Annotated in this window: 22 protein-coding genes and 2 tRNA genes; 3 read left to right on the top strand and 21 right to left on the bottom strand. The window is 37.8% G+C overall.

The window, feature by feature from the left end; genetic code table 11:
* Complete coding sequence (locus ME5_RS06490; RefSeq protein WP_008039513.1) at nt 1-294, bottom strand: FAD assembly factor SdhE; 294 nt, start codon at nt 292-294, stop codon at nt 1-3.
* A 130-nt stretch (nt 295-424) separates the two neighbouring features.
* On the opposite strand from ME5_RS06490, the gene ME5_RS06485 reads away from it, so the two are divergent.
* Both ME5_RS06485 and ME5_RS06480 read left to right on the top strand, forming a co-directional pair.
* The gene (locus ME5_RS06485) at nt 425-1159 is read left to right on the top strand and encodes an AzlC family ABC transporter permease (RefSeq protein WP_008039512.1); all 735 of its coding nucleotides are present in this window, start codon (nt 425-427) and stop codon (nt 1157-1159) included.
* A complete protein-coding gene (locus ME5_RS06480; RefSeq protein WP_008039510.1) occupies nt 1156-1470 on the top strand; it encodes an AzlD domain-containing protein in 315 nt (104 codons plus the stop codon). Before ME5_RS06485 ends, ME5_RS06480 begins: the two co-directional genes overlap by 4 nt.
* A gap of 42 nt (nt 1471-1512) precedes the next feature.
* Here ME5_RS06480 and ME5_RS06475 read toward each other — a convergent pair whose 3' ends face one another.
* The 20 genes from ME5_RS06475 to ME5_RS06380 form a co-directional block, all read right to left on the bottom strand.
* The gene (locus ME5_RS06475) at nt 1513-2193 is read right to left on the bottom strand and encodes an ABC transporter ATP-binding protein (protein ID WP_035000201.1); all 681 of its coding nucleotides are present in this window, start codon (nt 2191-2193) and stop codon (nt 1513-1515) included.
* Nucleotides 2193-3419: a lipoprotein-releasing ABC transporter permease subunit gene (locus tag ME5_RS06470; RefSeq protein WP_051016520.1), complete on the bottom strand. Its 1227-nt coding sequence runs from the start codon at nt 3417-3419 to the stop codon at nt 2193-2195. Before ME5_RS06470 ends, ME5_RS06475 begins: the two co-directional genes overlap by 1 nt.
* A 50-nt stretch (nt 3420-3469) precedes the next feature.
* A complete protein-coding gene (proS, locus tag ME5_RS06465; protein WP_008039505.1) occupies nt 3470-4798 on the bottom strand; it encodes a proline--tRNA ligase in 1329 nt (442 codons plus the stop codon).
* 546 nt (nt 4799-5344) lie between these two features.
* A complete protein-coding gene (locus ME5_RS06460; RefSeq protein WP_008039503.1) occupies nt 5345-7021 on the bottom strand; it encodes a ribonuclease J in 1677 nt (558 codons plus the stop codon).
* A gap of 56 nt (nt 7022-7077) precedes the next feature.
* Entirely contained in the window at nt 7078-7872 is a 795-nt protein-coding gene (locus tag ME5_RS06455; protein WP_008039502.1) for a biotin--[acetyl-CoA-carboxylase] ligase, read from the bottom strand.
* A 5-nt stretch (nt 7873-7877) separates the two neighbouring features.
* Nucleotides 7878-9332, bottom strand: coding sequence for an NADH-quinone oxidoreductase subunit NuoN (gene nuoN, locus ME5_RS06450; RefSeq protein WP_008039500.1), 1455 nt, complete (start codon nt 9330-9332; stop codon nt 7878-7880).
* A gap of 15 nt (nt 9333-9347) precedes the next feature.
* A complete protein-coding gene (locus tag ME5_RS06445; RefSeq protein ID WP_008039498.1) occupies nt 9348-10817 on the bottom strand; it encodes an NADH-quinone oxidoreductase subunit M in 1470 nt (489 codons plus the stop codon).
* Complete coding sequence (nuoL, locus tag ME5_RS06440) at nt 10817-12781, bottom strand: NADH-quinone oxidoreductase subunit L (RefSeq protein ID WP_008039496.1); 1965 nt, start codon at nt 12779-12781, stop codon at nt 10817-10819. The genes ME5_RS06445 and nuoL overlap by 1 nt, the downstream gene beginning before the upstream one ends.
* Nucleotides 12782-12787: 6 nt before the next feature.
* Nucleotides 12788-13096, bottom strand: a complete 309-nt coding sequence (nuoK, locus tag ME5_RS06435; RefSeq protein ID WP_008039495.1) for an NADH-quinone oxidoreductase subunit NuoK — start codon at nt 13094-13096, stop codon at nt 12788-12790.
* 13 nt (nt 13097-13109) lie between these two features.
* Nucleotides 13110-13730, bottom strand: coding sequence for an NADH-quinone oxidoreductase subunit J (locus tag ME5_RS06430; protein WP_008039494.1), 621 nt, complete (start codon nt 13728-13730; stop codon nt 13110-13112).
* 92 nt (nt 13731-13822) lie between these two features.
* The gene (nuoI, locus tag ME5_RS06425; protein ID WP_008039491.1) at nt 13823-14314 is read right to left on the bottom strand and encodes an NADH-quinone oxidoreductase subunit NuoI; all 492 of its coding nucleotides are present in this window, start codon (nt 14312-14314) and stop codon (nt 13823-13825) included.
* An 11-nt stretch (nt 14315-14325) separates the two neighbouring features.
* A complete protein-coding gene (gene nuoH, locus ME5_RS06420) occupies nt 14326-15372 on the bottom strand; it encodes an NADH-quinone oxidoreductase subunit NuoH (RefSeq protein WP_008039489.1) in 1047 nt (348 codons plus the stop codon).
* A 24-nt stretch (nt 15373-15396) separates the two neighbouring features.
* Nucleotides 15397-17466: an NADH-quinone oxidoreductase subunit NuoG gene (gene nuoG / locus ME5_RS06415; RefSeq protein WP_008039488.1), complete on the bottom strand. Its 2070-nt coding sequence runs from the start codon at nt 17464-17466 to the stop codon at nt 15397-15399.
* A gap of 107 nt (nt 17467-17573) precedes the next feature.
* Nucleotides 17574-18881 (bottom strand): NADH-quinone oxidoreductase subunit NuoF, encoded by a 1308-nt coding sequence (gene nuoF, locus ME5_RS06410; protein ID WP_008039487.1) that lies wholly within the window; start codon nt 18879-18881, stop codon nt 17574-17576.
* A gap of 50 nt (nt 18882-18931) precedes the next feature.
* Nucleotides 18932-19711: an NADH-quinone oxidoreductase subunit NuoE gene (nuoE, locus tag ME5_RS06405; RefSeq protein ID WP_008039486.1), complete on the bottom strand. Its 780-nt coding sequence runs from the start codon at nt 19709-19711 to the stop codon at nt 18932-18934.
* Entirely contained in the window at nt 19711-20901 is a 1191-nt protein-coding gene (locus tag ME5_RS06400) for an NADH-quinone oxidoreductase subunit D (RefSeq protein WP_008039485.1), read from the bottom strand. Before ME5_RS06400 ends, nuoE begins: the two co-directional genes overlap by 1 nt.
* A 124-nt stretch (nt 20902-21025) precedes the next feature.
* Nucleotides 21026-21637, bottom strand: a complete 612-nt coding sequence (locus tag ME5_RS06395; RefSeq protein ID WP_008039477.1) for an NADH-quinone oxidoreductase subunit C — start codon at nt 21635-21637, stop codon at nt 21026-21028.
* 14 nt (nt 21638-21651) lie between these two features.
* Nucleotides 21652-22233 (bottom strand): NuoB/complex I 20 kDa subunit family protein, encoded by a 582-nt coding sequence (locus tag ME5_RS06390; protein WP_008039476.1) that lies wholly within the window; start codon nt 22231-22233, stop codon nt 21652-21654.
* The gene (locus tag ME5_RS06385; protein ID WP_008039475.1) at nt 22224-22589 is read right to left on the bottom strand and encodes an NADH-quinone oxidoreductase subunit A; all 366 of its coding nucleotides are present in this window, start codon (nt 22587-22589) and stop codon (nt 22224-22226) included. The genes ME5_RS06390 and ME5_RS06385 overlap by 10 nt, the downstream gene beginning before the upstream one ends.
* A gap of 562 nt (nt 22590-23151) precedes the next feature.
* A tRNA-Asp gene (locus tag ME5_RS06380) sits at nt 23152-23228 on the bottom strand.
* Between the two features lie 240 nt (nt 23229-23468).
* Here ME5_RS06380 and ME5_RS06375 point away from each other — a divergent pair.
* Nucleotides 23469-23544 (top strand) — tRNA-Val (locus ME5_RS06375).
* The last annotated feature ends 260 nt before the right edge of the window (nt 23545-23804 follow it).

The raw sequence follows: 23804 nt of genomic DNA, 5'->3' as shown, positions 1-23804 counted from the left end.
CTAATTTGTAAAATCCATACGAAAGCGATAATCTATTATATCTTGAAATAAGGGAGTGTTTATAGTCTCTGGGCTAGCGACCTCACCTGTTACCCATGTTAATAAGTCACGATCTTCAAATGACATAATAAATTCCATCTCTTTTATAGTTTCTTCATTCATTTGATGAACATATTTATCAACATACTGACCTAATATTAGATCCATTTCTTTTATACCTCTGTGCCAAGCACGAAAAACCAATCGACGACGTTGTTTATCTAACGGATCATTTTCAGAGATAAAATCAGTCATTTTATTCCTCACTATGCTGGGTCAGGCATATAGCGATCAAATTAAGCCTTTTCAATATCTGCTAGATTGACATTCAATAACTATTTCCTTTAGAAGCATTTAGTCTATTCCTTATCGATTTCGAATTCTTATGCCCTATTACCCTTTTTCGTCAAATCATTTTACATTATTTAAAAAAGGAATTTTTGCCTGTATCCCAACATTATTAGGATATTGGGCTGTAGGATTTGCATGCGGAGCTATTGGTTCTGTTTCTGGTTTAAGCATTTACCATATTCTTTCATTAAGTATTTTTGTTTATGCTGGTTCCGCACAATTTTTATTTTATGCTCTTATTGGATCGAATGCATCTCTTTTACAAATTGCATTAGCGGTTGGATTTATCAATTTGCGTTATCTTCTTATTAATGCATATATGGCGCAGTATTTCTCACGTTCCACGATGTTTGAAAAAACAGTTGGTGGACTTTTAATGACAGATGAAACGTTCGGTGTTGCTACACAATATGCTCGTAAAAATAATAATTTTTTACCGTTCTCGTGGTTATTAGGATTAAATCTAACAGCTTGGTTTAATTGGATTATTGCAACCTTAATCGGAAGTCTTTTTGCCTCATCCCTACCCGATTGGTTACGTGAAGCTTTAAATTTCAGTCTTGTTGGTATGTTTATAGGTCTCATTATGCTTGGTTGGTATGCCAGCCAAACAAAAATTTTTGATAGTATCGTTATGATATCATCAGTGGCATTTATTATTTTTTCCAATAATCTTTTTAACTCAAATATAGCAATGATATGTGCAACCATTTTTTCAGCAACAATTGGTATGATTTTTTTATGGAAAACTAAAGGCGCAAAACTGTGAATGATAAAATTATTTTTGGTATCATCGTCGCCAGTATCATCACAGCGCTTATCCGAATTGTGCCTATATTGTTTTTAAGTCGTCATACTTTGCCACGTCTTATTCGTTATTGGCTGCATTTCATACCATCAGCAGTGCTTTCAGCAATTATCGCTACTGAAATTATTCAAAACAATCATGTGAATAGTTATGGAATTTCTATCGGCTTACTAGCTGCATTAACAACGATTTTCGTAGGTTTTTTAACTCGAAGCCTTTTTGTTATGGTAATCGTCAGTATTTTAGCTTATCTTTTTTTTCAAAATATTTAAATTTTAAATATACAATTCTTATTTTTTTATTGATGAAAACAATTATGGAAGTTCAATAATCTTGCCACCTTTAAGAGTAATTCGTCTATCCATTTTTTTAGCAAGTGCATGGTTATGTGTAGCAATTAAAGCGGCTAAACCTGATTGACGTACCAATGCCGATAATGCTTGAAAAACATAGGATGAAGTGACAGGATCGAGATTACCCGTTGGTTCATCTGCCAATAAAACTGACGGTGCATTCGCAACTGCGCGCGCAATAGCGACACGTTGTTGCTCCCCACCAGACAATTCAGATGGGCGATGTTTTGCACGATGTCCAACACGCAAATAAGTTAAAAGTTTTTGTGACCGATCAGAGGCAACGGATTTTTTTAATCCCGCGATCATTTGCGGCATCATAACGTTCTCTAATGCTGAAAATTCTGGAAGCAAATGATGAAATTGATAAACAAATCCAATATCATGACGTCTTATTGCTGTTCTTTCATTGTCTGAAAGACTGGAGCATATTTTTTCGTTAAGACGAACTTCTCCACCATTTGGTCGCTCTAACAAACCAGCGATATGAAGCAATGTCGATTTTCCTGCGCCAGAAGGTGCAACAAGTGCAACTGTTTGACCACGATTAAGAGAAAAATTTGCTTTATCTAAAATGACAAGCTCTTTGTCACTATCATGATAGCTTCTATCAATATCAATAAGTTGCAAAACGTTGGACATCATTCATACCTTAGTGCTTGAACTGGATCGAGTTTTGCAGCACGCCATGCTGGGATAATAGTGGCCAAAAATGATAAAAAAAGTGCCATAAACACAACCATGAAACTTTGTCCCCACTCCAAGCGTGCAGGTAATTGTGTTAAAAAATAAAGCTGCGGATTAAACACATCAACATTAAACAACCAAGAAATAAAACGCTGAATACGATCAATATTTGCACAAGTCACAATACCTAATACCAAACCAAGTGTCGTGCCAACAAGTCCAATGACCATACCCGTTGCAATAAATATGCGCATAATAGCACTTTGTGTTGCACCCATAGTACGCAAAATTGCAATATCATGTCCTTTATCTTTTACAAGCATAATAAGTCCTGAAATTATATTCAGAGCCGCAACAAGAACAATCAAAGATAAAATAAAAAACATGACATTGCGTTCAACTTGCAAAGCTGAAAAAAAAGCCTGATTGCGTGTACGCCAATCGACAGTATAAACTTGTCTACCGACAGCGTTTTCAATTTCTGGTTTTATTTGATCAACATCATCTGGGTTATTTAAAAATATTTCAAGCGATTGAACTTGATTGCCAAGATTAAAAAAGGCTTGTGCTTCTTTCAAAGGCATAAAAATAAAAATTGAATCATATTCTGACATGCCAATAGAAAAAATCGCAGCTACACGATAAGCTTTAACTCGAGGATTAACACCAAAGGGAGTAACATCACCATCAGGCGTAATAATACGGATATCACTTCCTACTGACAAGCCTAATTTCTCAGCCATCCCACTCCCAATAGCAACGCCTTCTTGATTATCAAAGTTTTCTAAGGTTCCAAATTGGATATTATCCGTCACAGTCGTTAATTTATGCAAATCTTCCTCGCGCATACCGCGAACCAATGCACCTGTGCCACCACTAATCTCACCTTGTGCCAAAGCTTGCCCCTCAACAACAGGCAAGGCATATTTAACACCATCAACGCCTTCCACACGAGGAATAACCTTGTTATAGTCAGAAAAATCACTATCAATACCTTGAACAATTAAATGTCCATTCACTCCCAAAATGCGATCAAGCAATTCTGTACGAAATCCATTCATGACAGCCATAACCACAATTAAAGCAAAGACACCCAACATAATTCCAATTAAAGATATAATGGAAATAATTGAGGTAAATATTTGTTTTTTATTGGGTAACATATAGCGAAATGCAATCATCCATTCATAGGATAAAAACCCAAATCCTTTTTCCCTTTTGGGTGTGCTCACTATGAAGCTCCTGTTAAACGATGCAATGCTGCCTGTATTGATAAAACCTCTTTTTCACCTGTTTGACGATCTTTAATTTCAACTTCATTTTGTGCAGCACTTTTAGGTCCAACGATAATTTGTATAGGCAAACCAATGAGATCCATTGTTGCAAATTTAGAACCAGCTCTTTCTTTAGTGTCATCTAATAAAGGATCAAAACCTGCCTGTGATAATTTTTGATACAGTTCTTCACTTAATGCATCACATTTATCATCACTAGGTTTCATATTAATAATGCCAAAATCAAATGGTGCTATTGCTTTAGGCCAAATAATACCATTTTCATCGTGTGAAGCTTCAATCGCCGCAGCAACCAATCTGGAAGGTCCAATACCATATGACCCCATATAAACAAGATGTTCTTTACCATCTTCTCCCATAACACGTGCACCCATTGGCTCTGAATATTTTGTTCCAAAATGAAAAATATGACCCACTTCAATCCCACGTGCTGAGATTTGGTCTGACTGTTTAACTTTTTGCCACTCATTTTCACTGTGCATTTCTTCCGTCGCTGCATAAGGTTTTGTCCATTGCTCAACGATATCAGCCAATGCTTGACTATCATTAAAATCAATTGTTTTAGAAGGAGGTGTCATCATCAAGAATTTACGATCACAAAAGACTGCACTTTCACCCGTGTCAGCAAGAATAATAAATTCATGGCTCAATTCACCACCAATGGGTCCTGTATCAGCACGCATGGGAATAGCTGTAAGACCGACACGCGCAAATGTCCGTAGATAAGCAACAAACATGCGATTATAAGCAGACTTAGCACTCTCGTAATTGAGATCAAAAGAATATGCATCTTTCATTAAAAATTCCCGTGAGCGCATGACACCAAAACGTGGGCGAATTTCATCACGAAACTTCCATTGAATATGATAAAGATTAAGAGGAAGATCTTTATAAGAACGTATATGAGAACGAAAGATATCGGTTATCATTTCTTCATTTGTTGGACCATATAAAAGTTCCCGCTCTTGACGATCTTTAATGCGCAACATTTCAAGGCCGTAAGCATCATAACGCCCACTTTCTCTCCATAGATCGGCAGGTTGCACAGTTGGCATCCAAATTTCTAGAGCGCCAGAACGGTTTTGTTCTTCTCGAATAATATTACAAACCTTATCAAGAACTCTTTTTCCCAAAGGCAACCATGAGTATATACCCGCAGCTTGTTGACGTATCATTCCAGAACGCAACATAAGTCGATGGGAAACAATTTCTGCTTCCTTAGGATTTTCCTTTAAAATAGGCAAAAAATAACGTGACAAACGCATTGATCAATTCAATCCTGTAAGAGTTCTTCGAATCAAGAAAGTATTTTATAATGAGCAACAACATAAAGGCAATAAACACCCTTGCAAACAGGAATACAAGACAATCTCATTTATTTTTAAGATGTTATGATTGACATTATTGAAGATAAACATGCGCGTTTTTCATCGCCTTTATAAACAATCTTTATGAAAACCACAAAAACACTTTATGGCAAAATTATGTAATATATTTTTTTGATGACAAATATTTTATGATCGTCTAACTTACTGTGATAAATAGAAATGGGTTAAACCATTTCACACGCGAAAACTGGGGAGGTATTCGATTAAAGCGCGGTTATCTGCAGCTACCGTTATTGGAATAATCGACGCGTATTTTTATTAAAGCAAGGCTCTTAGCCTTGCTTTTTTTGTGTCATTAATTTTTTTTATCACTTAGTCAAATTTGTAAATTTAAACGATATTTATAAATTATTTCATACATGTTTTGATGTAATTTTAGTGTCCATATCAATTTTTATTGTACTTTTAAAATTGATACATCATTTACTGAGAACGGTGCAAAAATACTGTACAAATGGGTTTTTTACCCCAAATATCATTCATGGCAGAACGAATTGAACGACGGACGGCTTCACAAACAACACTATCATTTTTACGGCGTTCTTTTGGTATATTTCTGATAGTGCTTTCTATCACATCGAAAAGATTATCTTCAATCAGATCACCATTCCCATCCACTTCTGGCAGACCAAATGACACAAGATCTGGTTCATAAGCTAAATCACTATTGTTATTCAAAAAAAGAGAAACGGTTACGATACCAACATAACTTAGTTTGCGTCTTTCACTGATGCCAAGTGCATCTTCATCGCCTATTAATTTGCCATCCTTGTATACTCGCCCTACTGGAACTTCATCAATTATTTCTACATTATGTGGGGCGAGTTTTAGCATATCACCATTTCGAATTTCAGCCACAGTTTTTATCCCACTTTGACGACCAAGAGCTGTATGCGCTGCCAAATGAGCTGCTTCACCATGAACTGGAACTAAAATTTTTGGTTTCACCCAATCATACATGCGCAAAAGTTCATTTCTACGAGGATGACCAGAAACATGGACCAAACCATTTTGATCTGTGATAATTTTAATACCACGATCAATCAATCTATTCTGCATATCTAAAATGTTTTTTTCATTCCCAGGTATTGCACGTGAAGAATAAATAACTGTATCTCCCGGTACCAATGCAAGATTGCGCATTTCATCGCGTGAAAGTTTGGCTAAAGCTGCTCTTTGCTCACCTTGGCTACCCGTCAGAATAATAACTAACTTATCACGCGGTACTTGATCATACTCTTCTTCACTTATAAATGGATCAAGCCCTTCAAGATATCCAAGATCATCCGCGACAGAAACGCAACGTTTCATTGATCGTCCAACCAACATTACTTTGCGTTCATTTTTTTTTGCAGCCAACGCAATAGAACGAATACGTCCAACATTTGAAGAAAATGTTGTAATCGCCACGCGTCCTTTTGCATTAGCAATTATATCTGACAAACTTTTGCCGACTTCCACCTCTGAAGGTGAGACGCCTTCACGAAGCGCATTTGTTGAATCACAAACGAGCGCGAGCACCCCCTCTTCTCCCAATTGACGAAAACGTTTTTCATCAGTAACAGCACCAAGAGAAGGCTCTGGGTCAATTTTCCAATCTCCTGTATGTATCACTATCCCAAGTGGAGTGTTAATCGCTAAAGAAACGGGTTCAGGTATAGAATGACTAACCGCTATAGCTTCAATCTCAAATGGACCAATTTGAAAATGATCACCTGCTTTAAAAATATGAAAAGGAATTTCATGTAGGTGTGAATGAAATTCACGCTTACTCTCCAATAATCCTTCCGTAAAAGGTGTACAATAAACGGGTATTTTTAATTGCGGCCATAAATCTAAAACAGCACCGTAATGATCTTCATGAGCATGTGTAATAATCAAACCTTTAATATTATTTCTTTCATTTTCAAGAAACCGAATATCAGGAAGTATAAGATCCGCGCCAGGAAGTTCAGGACCTGCAAAACTTACACCCAAATCAACCATAAGCCATTGTCTATCATTTTCTGGACCATAACCATATAAGCCAAGATTCATTCCAATCTCCCCAACCCCACCAAGTGGAAGGAAGACAAATTCATTATTTTCGGCAAACGCCATTTTTTCACCTCGATACTTATTTTAGATTGCGTTTAACAATCAACATATTACAATATTTAACGTTTCAACGATGCTGCTCCACCAAAAAACACATCACCAGCAGTTATTTTTTTGGACTGTGGTTCTCCAATATTCACTAAACAATTGAAATCGTGATCTAATCCTTCAAAATCACCTTCAATAATTTCATTCCCATTTAAAATTTTTATTCTTTTTCCAAGACGCGCGGCATAAGAAAGCCATTTATTGCGAATGGCAACTGCGCCATCAGGTTGAAGAAAAAGATAATAATTTTGAACCCAAAATTCTGATAAATAACTAAAAATAGTCTGACATGTCGTGGTCACGCCAATCGACTTTAAAGATTGCGTAGGATATGGCGCCAATTTATAATTAAACGCAACATTTAATCCAATACCTATGATAAGTGCATATTCATATTGCGATAATTGTACCAATTCCAACAATATACCTGCACTTTTATCATCACATAGAAGAACGTCATTAGGCCATTTTAACCGTACAATATTTGTATCTAAATTATGTTCGTACAAACATTTTGTGATAGCATCGGCAAGGCTCACACCTGCAACAAAACCAAGCTGTGCAGCAGTATTAGGATGAATATCTTTAATTAACAAAAGACTTGCATAGAGATTGCCTTTAGGACTACTCCAATCACGGCCACGTCTTGCACGGCCTGAAGTTTGTTCATCAGCAACAATCCAATGACGATCACACTTATACGTTTTTGCCAAATCAATGGCTAAATGATTTGTCGATTCAAGACACTCAAACCATTTAACTTGATAACCGTTTTCAATAGCAATAGGCGATAAAATAAAATTCATCAACGTTAAAACAAAGAAGCGGCAGCGCTCTCAGCTAAGTTAAAAATATAAGATCCAAACAAAACATAGAACAGAACAAATACACCTGATAAAGCTAGTATGAATTTGATTTCAAAAGAAAGCGCTTTAAAATTTACTTTCACTTCATCAAACCACATAATTTTAATCATCCGCAAATAGTAATAAGCGCCTACAACAGAGGCAATCATACCAATAACCGTTAAGGGCACCAATCCTGCATGAACAGCAGCAGAAAAAGTATACCATTTACCGAAAAAACCAGCCATTGGTGGTATACTTGATAATGAAAAAAGCTGAATTGTCATAATGACAGCCATAAATGGATTGGTCTTTGCCAATCCTCCTAAATCATAGATATTTTCAACAGTTCCTTCTTGGGTTCTCATACCTAAAATAAATGCAAAACATCCTAATGTCATCGCAACATAAATTGTCATATATATGATGACACTTTGCACGCCAATCATGCTTCCTGCCGCAAGTCCAACTAAAGCATAGCCCATATGAGTTATAGATGAATAGGCCATCAGTCGCTTAATATTATGCTGGCCTATCCCAGCAAATGCCCCCAAAATCATTGAAGCGATAGCCATAAATACAAGAATTTGTTGCCAAGCAGGCATAACACCTTCAACGCCATTTAATGGCAAGAAAGCATCAACGATAACTCGAATTAAAAGCGCCATAGCTGCAATTTTTGGTGCAACGGCAAAAAAAGCTGTAATGGGTGTTGGCGCACCTTCATAAACATCAGGAGTCCACATATGAAAAGGCACAACTGATATTTTGAAGGCAATTCCTGCCAAAACAAAAACCATTCCGAAGATAATACCCAGTTGTGGAATCTGTCCATCAAGCATTGTTGCGATATTGCTAAAACCAATCTGTCCAGTAAAGCCATAAATAAGGGAAATACCATAAAGAAGCATGCCTGAAGATAAAGCACCAAGAACAAAATATTTAAGACCGGCTTCAGAAGAGCGCACATTATCACGATTTATGGCAGCTAAAACATATAAAGCAAGAGATTGTAATTCTAAACCCATATAAAGCGAAAGCATATTGCCAGCAGATATCATAAACATCATACCCAATGTTGCCAAAAGGGTCAAAATTGGAAATTCAAACTTGTCAAATTTTTCAGTTTTTGCAAATCCTATTGACATAATTAAAGCAAAAATAGCTCCAATCAATGTCAAGACTTTCATATATCGTCCAAATGAATCCATGATTAATGTATCACGGATAAAAATCCCATCTCGAGCAAAAACAAGCGTCACAATTATTGTCGCACACAGCAAAACAATCGACAAAACGCTAATCAATGCGTAAGATCGCGCACCGATAAAAACACCCATCATTAAAAGAGCCAATGCTCCAAGTGCGATCATAAGCTCTGGATAAATCAAAGACAGTTGAGCCATTAATTCAGTATGCATGGTCGTTTGCCTCTTTTAGTGCAACTGGTTGACAAGGGCTTCTACCGCTGACGCCGTAGTAGTCAAAATAGGCGTTGGATAGATACCAAAGAAAATAGTAAGAATAATCATAGGATAAAGAATGAATTTCTCACGCGGTGATAGATCAAGCAAGGTTTTTAGGCTTTCTTTATCAAGTGGACCGAAAACAACGCGTCTATAAAGATAAAGAGCATATGCTGCAGATAGAATAACACCTGTTGTGGCAAAAACAGCAACCCATGTATTAACTTGGAAAACCCCAATAAGTGTTAAGAACTCTCCAATAAATCCTGATGTACCAGGAAGACCAACATTAGCCATTGTAAATACTAAAAAGGCAACTGCGTATTTCGGCATATTATGCGCAAGACCACCAAAAGCTGCAATTTCACGAGTATGGAGACGATCGTAAATGACACCAACACATAAAAATAAAGCTGCTGAAACGATACCATGCGATAACATTTGATAAATTGCACCTTGAAGACCAAGTTCATTTGCAGAAAAAATACCCATTGTGACATAACCCATATGAGCTACAGATGAATATGCAATAAGCTTTTTCATATCTTCTTGCACAAGAGCCACGAGCGAGGTGTATATGATAGCAATAACAGAAAGAGTAAATATAAATGGAGCCAAATCGGCAGAAGCCAATGGAAACATTGGTAATGAAAATCGAATAAATCCGTAACCACCAAGTTTAAGCAAAATCCCAGCCAAAATTACAGAGCCAGCTGTTGGTGCCTCTACGTGCGCATCTGGCAACCAAGTATGTACGGGCCACATTGGCATTTTAACTGCAAAAGAAGCAAAAAACGCCAACCAAAGCCATATTTGCATATTAGCTGGAAACTCATGATGAAGTAAGGTTGGTATATCAAGTGTGCCGGCGTTCCAATACATTGCCATTAAAGCGATCAACATTAAAACTGACCCTAACAATGTATAAAGAAAAAACTTTATACTGGCATAAACACGGCGTGGTCCCCCCCATACTCCAATGATAATAAACATCGGAATAAGGCTACCTTCAAAATATACGTAAAATAATAAAGCGTCTAAAGCACAGAACACACCAATAATTGCAACTTCAAGCAATAAAAAGGCTATCATATAGGCTTTCAGACGATCTTTAACAGTTTCCCAACTTGCAAGAACACAAAATGGCATCAAAAAGGCTGACAAAACCACAAATAGAACCGAGATTCCATCAACCCCCATATGATAGCTTATGCCACCACCTAGCCAGTCAAGTTTTTCAACCATTTGGAATTCAGCATTTGTATTATCAAATCCCACCCAAATCACGAGTGAAAGAATAAAAACAAATATCGTTGTGAATAATGCAACATTACGAATATTACGTTTTGCCGCATCGCTATTATCCTTAATTAATAAAATTAAGAAAACACCAACAAGCGGCAAAAATGTTACCGTAGAAAGAATAGGCCAATCGGTCATTAGTTTATGCTCCCGATCATCATCCAAGTAATCAGCGCCGCGACACCAATAAGCATCGCGAAGGCATAATGATAAAGGTAACCTGTCTGCATACGAACCACTCTATTGGTTATGTTAACAACACGTGCCGCAATCCCATTTGGACCTAAGCCATCAATAATTGCGATGTCTCCTACTTTCCAGAAAAAACGACCAAGTGCAAATGTTGGGCGAACAAAAAGAACGTTATAAAGCTCGTCAAAATACCATTTTTTTAACAAAAAGCGATAGCCAAAAGGAAAAGCATTGGCCAAAGCTTTTGGAATTGATGGTGCCAAAATATAAAATAAATAGGCAAATATAAATCCAATAACCATTGCTATAAAAGGAGATGTTTTTACCCACATAGGCACATTATGTGCTTCATGCATAATATGATTTTCGGGACCTGTAAATAAGGCACCTTTCCAAAAACCAATATAAAGATCACCAAAGAAATAAGGTTGAAAGATAACTCCTGCAAACAATGCACCGATAGCCAAAACGAATAACGGAATTAACATGACTGCCGAAGATTCATGAACATGATGCATGACATCTGCCGTTGCACGTGGCTTTCCATGAAATGTCATAAAAATCAAACGCCAAGAGTAAAAGCTTGTAAATAACGCTGCAATTACAAGCAACCAAAAAGCATAACCAGCTGCGGGATTATACGAAGCAAAGGCAGATTCAACAATGGAATCTTTAGAAAAGAATCCCGCCGTTCCAAAAATTGTTCCAGGGATACCTAAACCAGTTAAAGCAAAAGTTCCGATAAGCATCATCCAATAAGTTGTAGGTATGTATTTACGCAGTCCGCCCATTTTACGCATATCCTGCTCATCAGATACGGCATGAATGACAGAACCTGCACCTAAAAATAGTAATGCTTTAAAAAAGGCATGAGTGAAAAGATGAAAAACGGCAGCACCATAAGCCCCCACACCAAGTGCCACAAACATATACCCCAATTGAGAACAAGTGGAATATGCAATAACACGTTTTATATCATTTTGAACCAAACCAACTGTTGCCGCAAAAAATGCAGTCGTGGCACCAATAACAACAATGACAGTTAAAGCGATGGTCGAAAGTTCAAAAATTGGTGACATACGAGAAATCATAAACACACCAGCTGTCACCATTGTTGCTGCATGAATAAGTGCCGATACAGGTGTTGGTCCTTCCATCGCATCAGGTAGCCATGTATGTAAAAGAAATTGTGCCGATTTGCCCATGGCACCAACGAACAAAAGAAGACATGTCACTGTTAATGCAATATTAGCGTCAAGATGCCAGCTTAAAAAGGTCATTCCTTGAACAAAACTATCATCAGTTGCTTTTTGGAAAATTGTTTCAAAATCAACTGCTTTAAAAAGTACAAAAATACTAAAAATACCTAATAAAAATCCAAAATCACCAACACGATTAACAACAAAAGCTTTTATTGCCGCTTTGTTTGCTGAAGGACGCTGAAACCAAAAGCCAATAAGAAGATAAGATGCAAGCCCAACACCTTCCCAACCAAAAAACATTTGTATCAGATTGTTGGCTGTCACCAACATTAACATCATAAATGTAAAAAAAGATAAATAAGCAAAAAACCGTGGGCGAGATGGATCATGATGCATGTATCCAATAGAATAAATATGCACCAAAGCAGAAACGGTATTCACAACCACAAGCATGACAGCGGTAAGTGTATCAATATGTAATGACCAATTAAATGATAAATTACCAACACTTAACCAATGAAGCACTGGAACATTCACGACCGAACCATTGCCAATTGCAATATTGAAAAATGCAATCCACGACAAGACAGCGACGATCACCATAAATGTACATGTCACCAATTCTGCGCCACGCACTCCAAGAGTTTTTCCACCCAACCCAGCAATTAAAAAACCAAGAAGCGGCAAGAAGACAATAGCGTAAAACATAACGCGTCAGCCTTTCATCACGTTAACATCTTCAACCGCAATCGATCCTCGGTTACGGAAAAACACAACCAAAATAGCCAAACCAATTGCTGCTTCTGCGGCTGCAACGGTTAAAACAAAGAGAGCAAAAATTTGCCCTACCAAATCACCGAGGACGGAAGAAAAAGCAACAAAATTAAGATTAACTGATAATAAAATCAGCTCAATCGACATCAAAATAATAATGACATTTTTACGATTAAGAAAAATACCAAAAATACCGATCGTAAACATCAAAGCAGAAACGGTTAAATAATGAGCAATATCAATATGCATAATTGTGTACCTATTATACCCCTTCGCCAGTTTTAATTTTTTTGATTTCTATAGCATTTTCAGGGCTACGAGCAACCTGTTCTGATATTGACTGTCTCTTTACACCCGGTTTATGACGCAATGTCAAAATAATCGCACCAATCATTGCAACAAGAAGAACAAGGCCAGCAATTTGAAAATAAAAGATATAATCTGTGTAAAGTACATCGCCTAAGGCCTGTGTATTCGGGCGCTGAACCAAATTTGGAATAGGCTGTGTTATATTTTGAGCAACAACTGGTGAAAATTTTATACTCACAAAAACGAACACCAGTTCAATAACAACAATGATACCGATAAGAGCCCCTATGGGAGCATATTTTAAAGCACCCGTTTTTAATTCAGCAAAGTCAACGTCAAGCATCATAACCACAAAAAGAAATAAAACGGCGACTGCACCAACATAGACAACTAATAATATGAGACCAAGAAATTCAGCGCCAGTTAACACAAAAAGCGCTGCCGCATTAAAAAAAGCTAAAATCAAAAAAAGGACTGAATGAACTGGATTTCGCGCACTGACTACCATGACAGCACTCGCCAGCATCACAAAAGCGAACAAATAAAAAAACGCCGCAGCTAAACCTGTTAACATTGGTTTCCCCTAAGTTAAACCAAAAGGTTGATGCATAAATACATCAGATTGCACTTTGTTGAGTAAGAAAACTCAACCACTTAAATTTTATTTCACCGATAAGGTGAGTCCATCACAATATTACGTGCGATTTCACGTTCCCACCGATCACCATTCGCAAGAAGTTTTTCTTTATCATAATAAAGTTCTTCACGCGTTTCAGTCGCAAATTCAAAATTTGGTCCTTCAACAATCGCTTCAACAGGGCACGCTTCTTGACACATACCACAGTAAATACATTTTACCATATCAATATCATAACGCACGGTTCTACGTGTTCCATCATTACGACGAGGACCAGCCTCAATTGTTATAGCTTGTGCAGGACAAATGGCTTCGCAAAGTTTACAAGCAATACACCGCTCTTCACCATTAGGATAGCGCCTCAATGCATGTTCTCCACGAAAACGAGGCGAAACAACGCCTTTTTCATAGGGATAATTAATCGTTGGTTTTGGTGCAAAAAATTGTCGCATAGCCAAGAAAAAAGCACTCACAAACTCAAGTAGTAAAAGAGATTTAGCAGCTTGAAAAAGTCCAGACATTTTCTACACCTTTAACCGAGATTTGTCAGTTTGAGAAATGCTGCAGTGATAACCACCATAGCTAAGGAAATAGGTAAAAATACTTTCCACCCCAAACGCATTAATTGATCATAACGATACCGAGGTACAAACGCCTTAACCATTGCAAACCAGAAAAATACAAAGCAAACCTTTAACACAAACCAAATAACACCTGGTACCCAATTAAGCCACCATACATCCAGTGGTGGCAACCAACCACCTAAGAACAATATGGTTGTCAAAGCGCACATCAAAACAATTGCAACATATTCGCCCAAGAAAAAGAGCATATATGGTGTTGAGGAATACTCAATCATGTGACCTGCAACAAGTTCAGATTCTGCTTCGACCAAATCAAATGGCGGACGATTTGTTTCTGCCAATGCTGAAATAAAGAAAATGATAAACATGGGAAATAATGCAAGCCAATTCCAATCTAAAAAGCTTGCAATAGGCAAACCGAGATTTGTACCAAGCCCTGAACTTTGTTCGTTGACGATTGTTGTAAGATCAAGGGATCCACTGACTAATATGACAGTAACAAGGACAAATCCTATAGAAACTTCATAAGATACCATTTGAGCAGCAGAACGCAATGCTCCTAAAAAGGGATATTTGGAATTTGAAGCCCAACCACCCATAATAACGCCGTAAACCTCTAATGAGGATATCGCCAATATATATAAAAGACCTATATTGATACTGGCAACCGCCCAACCTTCATTCACAGGAACCACAGCCCATGCAGCAAATGCTAGTGTAGCGGATATGAAAGGAGCTAATAAAAAGACACCTTTATTTGCACCAGCGGGGATAATTGGCTCTTTCACAACGAACTTAATCAAATCCGCAAAAGATTGAAACAAACCCCAGGGTCCAACCACATTTGGACCTCTGCGCAATTGTACAGCGGCCCATATTTTTCGATCCGCATAAAGAAGATAGGCAATCAAAACCAACAACACAACTAATAAAAGAAGTGTTTTTCCTATAATAATCAATAAAGGCAAAAGCCAGATCATAAAGAAATCATACATTGTCTTTACTCTTCCTTTTCACCTTTATTCTGCAGCTTCAGTTAGGCGAGCTTGTGCGAGTGCTGAACACTCAGCCATAACAGCTGATGCACGCGCAATTGGATTCGTCAAATAAAAATCTTTAATTAGAGTTGCAAAAGTCTTATTATTTGAAGAGTGAACTTTTGATCCAATCTTTTTGATTTCAGAATTGTTGCCTTTTTTGATCGAGTCAATTGACCCAAGATGAGGAAACTCAGAAAATAATTTTTTACGCAATTCTACCAAAGAATCGAAAGGTAATTTATGCCCCAAAACATCGGACAAAGCACGCAAAATTGCCCAATCATCCTTTGCATCACCAGGAGCAAATCCAGCACGGTTGGTCATTTGTACACGTCCTTCAGTATTCACGTAAATACCTGTTTTTTCTGTATATGTTGAACCTGGTAAAATAACATCTGCACTATGTGCACCTGTATCTCCATGGCTACCGATATAAACTGTAAATCCTTTTTTAGCGGTTAAATCAACCTCATCTGCCCCTAAAAGAAACAAAACTTCTGATTTTTTTACAATATCTTCAACACCATTTTGTGAAGAAAAGTTAATATCTAAACCACCAACACGTGAAGCAGAAGTATGGAGAACTCCAAAACCATTCCAATCATCTGCTAACGCACTAACTTTATCAGCAAGATAAGCTATTGTTTGAAGGGTTTCATACCCTTCTGATCCCACTAAAGCCCCTTGACCAATGAGTATTAAAGGCTTGTCAGCTTTTAATAAAATTTTAAAAAAGTCATCTTTTCCATTCGCCAAAAGATTTAAACTTTCAGAACCTGAACCAATATAAGTATAAGGATAACGTAAATCAGCTTGCTCCCCAATCAAACCAATTGGAAAGTTTCCAAGCTTTTGACGTTTACGAATCCTTGCATTTAAAACAGAAGCCTCAAAACGCGGATTTGAACCGATAATTAACAAAGCATCCGCATCTTCAATACCAACAATGGTAGGGTTAAAGATATATGTTGATCGCCCCGCACTTGACGATAAGCATGTATTATCTTGTCGACAATCAACTTTATCTGAACCCAAAAATTTCAATAGCATTTTAAGAGCGAACATTTCTTCAACACTTGCAAAGTCTCCTGCAATCGCACCGATATTTGACTTTGTTGCTTTGCTCACTTCAGTTTTAATAACTCCAAACGCCTCAGACCAACTGGCTGAAACCAACTTTCCATTTTTTCGGATGTAAGGACGGTCCAATCTTTGTGTCCTAAGTCCATCCCAAATAAAACGGGTTTTATCCGATATCCATTCTTCATTTATATTTTCATTAATACGCGGCACAATTCTCATGACTTCGCGCCCACGAGTATCAACCCTTATAGCACTTCCAAGAGCATCCATGACATCGATAGATTCTGTTTTATTCAATTCCCAAGGCCGCGCATTAAAGGCATAAGGACGCGATGTTAAGGCACCGACAGGGCAAAGATCGATAACATTTCCCTGTAATTCAGATGTCATTGCATGTTCTAAATATGTTGTAATTTCTGCGTCTTCACCGCGACCTATAAGACCAAGCTCAGAAATACCCGCAACTTCCGTTGTAAAACGAACACAACGTGTACAATGGATACAACGCGTCATAACTGTTTTAACCAAGGGACCAATATATTTGTCTTCAACAGCACGTTTATTTTCAGTGTAACGTGAAAAATCATGACCATATGCCATAGCCTGATCTTGAAGATCACACTCACCCCCTTGATCGCAAATAGGACAATCCAAAGGATGATTGATCAAAAGAAATTCCATTACACCTTCACGCGCTTTTTTTACCATAGGTGTATTGGTATACATTTCGGGAGTTTCACCATTTGGTCCAGGACGTAGATCACGCACACCCATTGCGCATGACGCTTGTGGTTTAGGTGGTCCACCCTTCACTTCAACAAGACACATACGACAGTTGCCCGCAACGGAAAGGCGCTCATGAAAACAAAAACGCGGTACTTCAGCACCAGCAGCTTCAGCTGCTTGTAACAAGGTATAGTAATCAGGAACTTCAATTTCTTTTCCGTCAACTTTTATCTTTGCCATCTTCATTCCAGTCCGTCGTCAAACCGCTTTAACTTTGTTTTGTTGTACAAAATCTGTACATTTGATTTATTCATCAATGCACAGCTTATTTTCAATCTCAATAGACCTTATTCCGCTGCTTCCAAAGCAATATTTTTACTTTGAACAGCGTGACGCGTATACGCATCAATGCGCTTTTCAATTTCTGGTCTAAAATTACGAATAAGCCCTTGAACAGGCCAGGCAGCTGCATCGCCTAAAGCACATATAGTATGGCCTTCAACCTGCCTAGACACATCAAACAACAAATCAATTTCTCTTTTTTGCGCGCGCCCTTCAACCATGCGCCCAAGCAAACGCATCATCCATCCTGTTCCTTCACGACATGGTGTGCATTGGCCACAGCTTTCATGTTTAAAAAAGGCAGTTATACGCCAAATTGCTTTAATAATATCGGTTGATTTGTCCATGACTATAGCGCCGCCTGTACCAAAAGACGAACCAACCTCACGCATACCATCAAAGTCCATAATTGCATCAACCATATCTTCGCCACGCACAACAGGACAAGACGCACCACCCGGAACGACAGCAAGAAGATTGTCCCATCCTCCACGAATGCCACCAGCATGTTTATCAATCAATTCACGAAAAGTAAGACCAAGACTTTCTTCAACGGTGCACGGTGTATTAACATGACCAGAAAACATGAATAATTTAGTGCCAACATTATTTAGTCGACCAATCGCTGCAAACCATTCCGCCCCTCGGCGCAAAATTGAAGGCGCAACGGCAATGGATTCAACATTATTTACAGTTGTTGGACATCCATATATCCCCATATTGGCAGGGAAAGGTGGCTTTAGACGTGGCTGTCCTTTTTTGCCTTCAAGGCTTTCAAGCAAAGCAGTTTCTTCACCACAAATATAAGCCCCTGCCCCGTGGTGAACAATTATATCACAAGGATGACCATGTTTTGTTTTTTTTCCTAACAAACCAGCGTCATAACATTCATCAATGGCTGCTTGTAAGGCTTCACGTTCACGAATATATTCACCACGAACATAGATAAAAGCCGCATGCGCACCCATAGCAAATGTCGCAATAACACAACCTTCAATCAAAGTATGCGGATCATGTCTTAAAATTTCACGATCTTTACACGTACCGGGTTCAGATTCGTCAGCATTAACGACTAAATAATGCGGACGTCCATCGTTTTCTTTTGGCATAAAAGACCATTTCATACCCGTTGGAAAACCTGCCCCACCGCGACCACGAAGCCCAGACGCCTTCATCTCATCAATGATCCAATCACGCCCTTTTTCTATAATAGCCTTTGTACCATCCCAATTCCCACGAGCCATAGCCCCTTTTAGGGATCGATCTTTAAGACCATAAATATTGGTGAATATGCGATCTTTATCAGCCAGCATATGCCTCACCTTTTCCTCTTCTTTTTACGCATTCGCGCGTATGTTACATATTATTTCTTTTTCGTGTCTTTATTCGATGCCCGTTTTTCATCAGGCTTTTTTATTGCTGGAGAACCAACAAGAGTAGTTTTGTCTTTTGATGCCTCATCTGTTGGAGAGGCTTTTTTTTCTCGCTGAGCGCTTTTCGAAGATGACTTAACCTTTGATACATCATGAGCATGATCATTAATAAGAGATGTCAATCCTGTAATTGGTTCAGACGTTTTACGGCTGTTTTGGGGCCCTACGGGAACTGAATCCCCCTCTCCTTTTTCAAATTGATCAATAATCTCAGCAAGGCGCTCTGGCGTTAAATCTTCATAAGTATCTTTAAAGATCATCACCATAGGAGCATTAACACATGCCCCTAAACACTCCACCTCTTCCCAAGATAGCGTTCCATCCCGATTGGTATGATGAGGATCATGATGAATCTTTTTTTGACAAACTTCAATAAGGTCACCCGCACCACGCAACATACAAGGCGTAGTACCACAAACTTGAATATGGGCTTTCGTACCTACAGGCTTCAACTGAAATTGAGTGTAAAAAGTTGCAACTTCCATAACGCGAATATAAGCCATGGATAAAAGATCAGCAACATATTCAATTGCTGCTCTTGTTACCCAACCATCTTGTTCTTGAGCTCGCATCAACAAAGGTATAACTGCAGATTGCTGTCGACCTTCAGGGTATTGAGCAATTATTTTTTTAGCCCAAACTTGATTTTCTTTATTAAAAGAAAATCCAGCAGGTTGCAGGGCTTCATCAGCAAGACGACGCACAGACATCAGCGATCAACCTCTCCAAAAACAATATCCAATGAACCTAAGATTGCTGTTGCATCTGCAAGCATATGTCCACGCGATAAAAAATCCATCGCTTGCAAATGAGCAAAACCAGGTGCACGCAATTTTACACGATAAGGTTTATTCGTACCATCTGATACAAGATATACACCAAATTCACCTTTAGGCGCCTCAACAGCAGCATAAACCTCACCTTCGGGCGTATGAAATCCTTCAGTGTAAAGTTTAAAATGATGAATAAGCGATTCCATAGAATTTTTCATTTCACTTCTTTTGGGAGGCGTAATTTTATGATCCAACGAAGAAACAGGACCCGTTTTTTCACCACCTAATAACCGATCCACGCATTGACGCATGATTTTTGCCGATTGACGCATTTCTTCCATACGGATCAGATAACGATCATAACAGTCGCTGTTTTTACCAACAGGAATATCAAAATCCATCTCAGCATAACATTCATAGGGTTGGCTTTTACGCAAATCCCAAGGCACTCCTGCACCACGAATCATAACACCAGAAAAGCCACGCGCCCAAGCCTCTTTCGCTGTTACAACACCAATGTCAGCGTTACGCTGTTTAAAAATACGGTTTGGTGTCACCAATGCATCTAAGTTTGAAAGAGCAACCAAAAAAGGATCAATAAAATCACCAATATCTTGGACAAGTTTTTCTGGTAAATCTTGATGAACACCACCAGGTCGAAAATAATTAGCGTGAAGACGCGCACCACAAGCACGTTCATAAAAAATCATAAGTTTTTCACGTTGCTCAAACCCCCACAAAGGCGGGGTCAGAGCACCAACGTCCATTGCTTGCGTAGTCACATTCAACAAATGATTTAAAATTCGCCCTATTTCAGAAAACAAAACACGAATTAATTGCCCCCGTTTTGGCACTTCAACGCCAAGCAATTTTTCAATAGCCAAAACAAAAGCATGTTCTTGATTCATTGGCGCAACATAATCAAGACGATCAAGATAAGGAGTCGCCTGTAAATATGTTTTAGTTTCCATTAATTTTTCTGTTCCACGATGAAGCAAGCCAATATGAGGATCAACACGCTCTACAACCTCTCCATCAAGCTCAATCACCATGCGCAAAACGCCATGTGCTGCAGGATGTTGCGGACCAAAATTTATATTAAAATTACGGACATTGACCTCAGCCACGATCAAATCCCCTTTACTTTATATTGAGTTGTGTTAACCAACCCAATTTTTTTATTTTTATAAAATTTTACGCTCTCAATGAAACGAACCGTTTTATTCAATAAATTATGAGAGAGAAGAAAATTCATTTTGCACCTTCCGCTTTCTCATCACCCGGCAAGATATATTCAGTTCCCTCCCAAGGAGAAAGAAAATCAAAACTTCTCATTTCTTGGCGCAAAACAACAGGCTCATAAACAACACGCTTAGCTTCATTATCATAGCGGCATTCTACAAAACCAGTTACAGGAAAATCTTTACGCAAAGGATAGCCTTCAAATCCGTAATCCGTTAAAATACGACGCAAATCAGGATGTCCCGTAAACAATATGCCATACATATCATAAGCTTCACGCTCATACCACTCAGCACCCGGATAAACAGAACATGCGGATGCAATTGGTGTCGCCTCATCAGTCAAAACTTTTACACGTATTCTTAAATTAAGACGCGGAGACAAAAGCTGATATGACACCACAAATCTTTTATCGCGCTGTGGATAATCAACACCACTTATATCAGTCAAACTTATAAACTGACATTGAGAATCATCTCTTAAAAACATCAACACATTTTCGATTGAATCCAACTTCGCACAAACATTCAATTCATCAAACGCTATATCCAAAGACTCAATTTTATCACATAACTGCTCATTGAGATATGAGCTTAGCTCCTTCAATGCATCGACACTCATTCCACACCTCTCGTTCAACGTTCAATTGAGCCGGTTCTACGGATCTTTTTCTGCAACAATAAAACGCCATAAAGCAATGCTTCTGCAGTAGGAGGGCATCCAGGAATATAAATATCTACAGGGACAATGCGATCACAGCCACGAACAACTGAATAGGAATAATGGTAATATCCACCACCATTTGCACATGAACCCATTGAAATGACATAACGCGGTTCAGGCATTTGGTCATAAACTTTACGCAAAGCGGGAGCCATTTTATTGGTTAATGTACCAGCGACCATCATAACATCAGATTGCCTAGGTGAAGCACGTGGAGCATAACCAAAACGTTCATTATCATAATGAGGCATTGAACATTGCATCATTTCAATCGCACAACAGGCAAGTCCAAAACTCATCCACATAAGCGATCCAGTCCGCGCCCAAGTAATGAGAGCATCAGCAGATGTTACAAGAAAACCTTTATCAGATAATTCTGCATTAATATCTTTAAAGAAAGTATCATTCGAACCAATCAATTCACCTGTATTTGGATCAACAATTCCTTTTGGTTTTGCAGAAACCAAGGGCGAACTACTTTGAATCAATCCCATTCTAGCGCTCCTTTTTTCCATTCATATATAAAACCAACAGTCAAAACCGCTAAAAACACCATCATAGACCAAAAACCAAACCAGCCAATTTCACCAAATGAAACGGCCCACGGAAACAAAAATGCAACTTCAAGATCGAATATGATAAATAAAATGGACACCAAATAAAATCGTATATCAAATTTCATGCGCGCGTCATCGAATGAATTAAAGCCACATTCATATGCTGATAGCTTTTCAGGATCAGGTGCACGATACGCCACAATATAAGGCATAACCAACAAAACACCCGATATAATTGCAGAAATTGCAATAAAAATTATAATGGGCAAATAAGAATGTAAAAGATCAGTCATAATCCATTTTTACCTTTTTAAAGGTTTGCAATCAACACTTCCAACAAAATCGATGAATAATGTTACAAAATCGAATCTGCCAAAAAAGTGTTAATCCCGCCGTGCAGCTTAAAGAGCTTGCCGTGCGACAAATCTTGTAATGAGAGAGTTACTCCACCAAAAGCCGTTACGCAATAGGCAAGAGACACTTCTGTTTAGAAAAATTATAAAAAAGATAGTGAAGACACAGATGTTAGGATTAAAAAATAAAATTAATAAAGTCATTTAGCATTTTATAATCAACGAGTTAATAAATTACATTCATAAAACAATAAATCCACATAAAATAAATTTTATTTAAACGCACAATGATAGCGATAATAGTCAGGATGGCGCTATAGTTGGAATAAAACTCATAAAAAAATTTTAGAAAGATATAGAATATGTTTTTTCAAATTGGTAAAATAATGCAAAATCTTTATTTTGCAAAATCTTTATTTTATTCTTTCAACAAAATAACATAAACAATTTAGTAGAAAAAAATTTTAAATAAATTCGTTTTATAAAAGAGCTTTACGAAAAATGGCGCGAGTGACGGGACTCGAACCCGCGACCTCCGGCGTGACAGGCCGGCACTCTAACCAACTGAGCTACACCCGCGCACTTTTCTTAAAACCAGTTATTTGACTGGTGTGAGCGGTCGTTTAAGGTGTTCGTTTGTTTCTGTCAAGCGACATCAATGTCTTTTTATAAAAAAAAAATTTTTTCTTTTAAAAAACGTAACTTTTTTGGTGTTTTAATCCTTTTTTTAAAAAAAAAATTATTTTTGTGCATCTTTTGCTTGCACTTAGGATCAGTTTTGAATACATGAGGCTCACCTTACAGTAAAATTCTGTACAAGGGCGATTAGCTCAGCTGGTAGAGCGCCTCGTTTACACCGAGGATGTCGGGAGTTCGAGTCTCTCATCGCCCACCATTAAAACATTATTTTTATTTTCCTTATTAAAACGACATACGGATATAGCAGTAAAAGATATTTAAGTGTAAATTTAAAAACAAAATATTATTTTTTAAAATTTATAGCCCTTAATTATAATAGCAATTTTGCACTGTTTTTTGTCAATAATTAATCTGAATCATCCATTTTTATTAAATAGTGAATAACCAAAGCCTGCGAAAATGATTCGCATGTTCATAAAGAAATTTGTTTAAGAAAGATTCTATAATAATATTATC

The organism is Bartonella tamiae Th239, assembly GCF_000278275.1.
In the GTDB taxonomy this organism is placed as follows: Bacteria; Pseudomonadota; Alphaproteobacteria; order Rhizobiales; family Rhizobiaceae; genus Bartonella; species Bartonella tamiae.
Note: the sequence above shows the minus strand (reverse complement) of the source record. Positions and strands in the feature narration are given on the sequence as shown.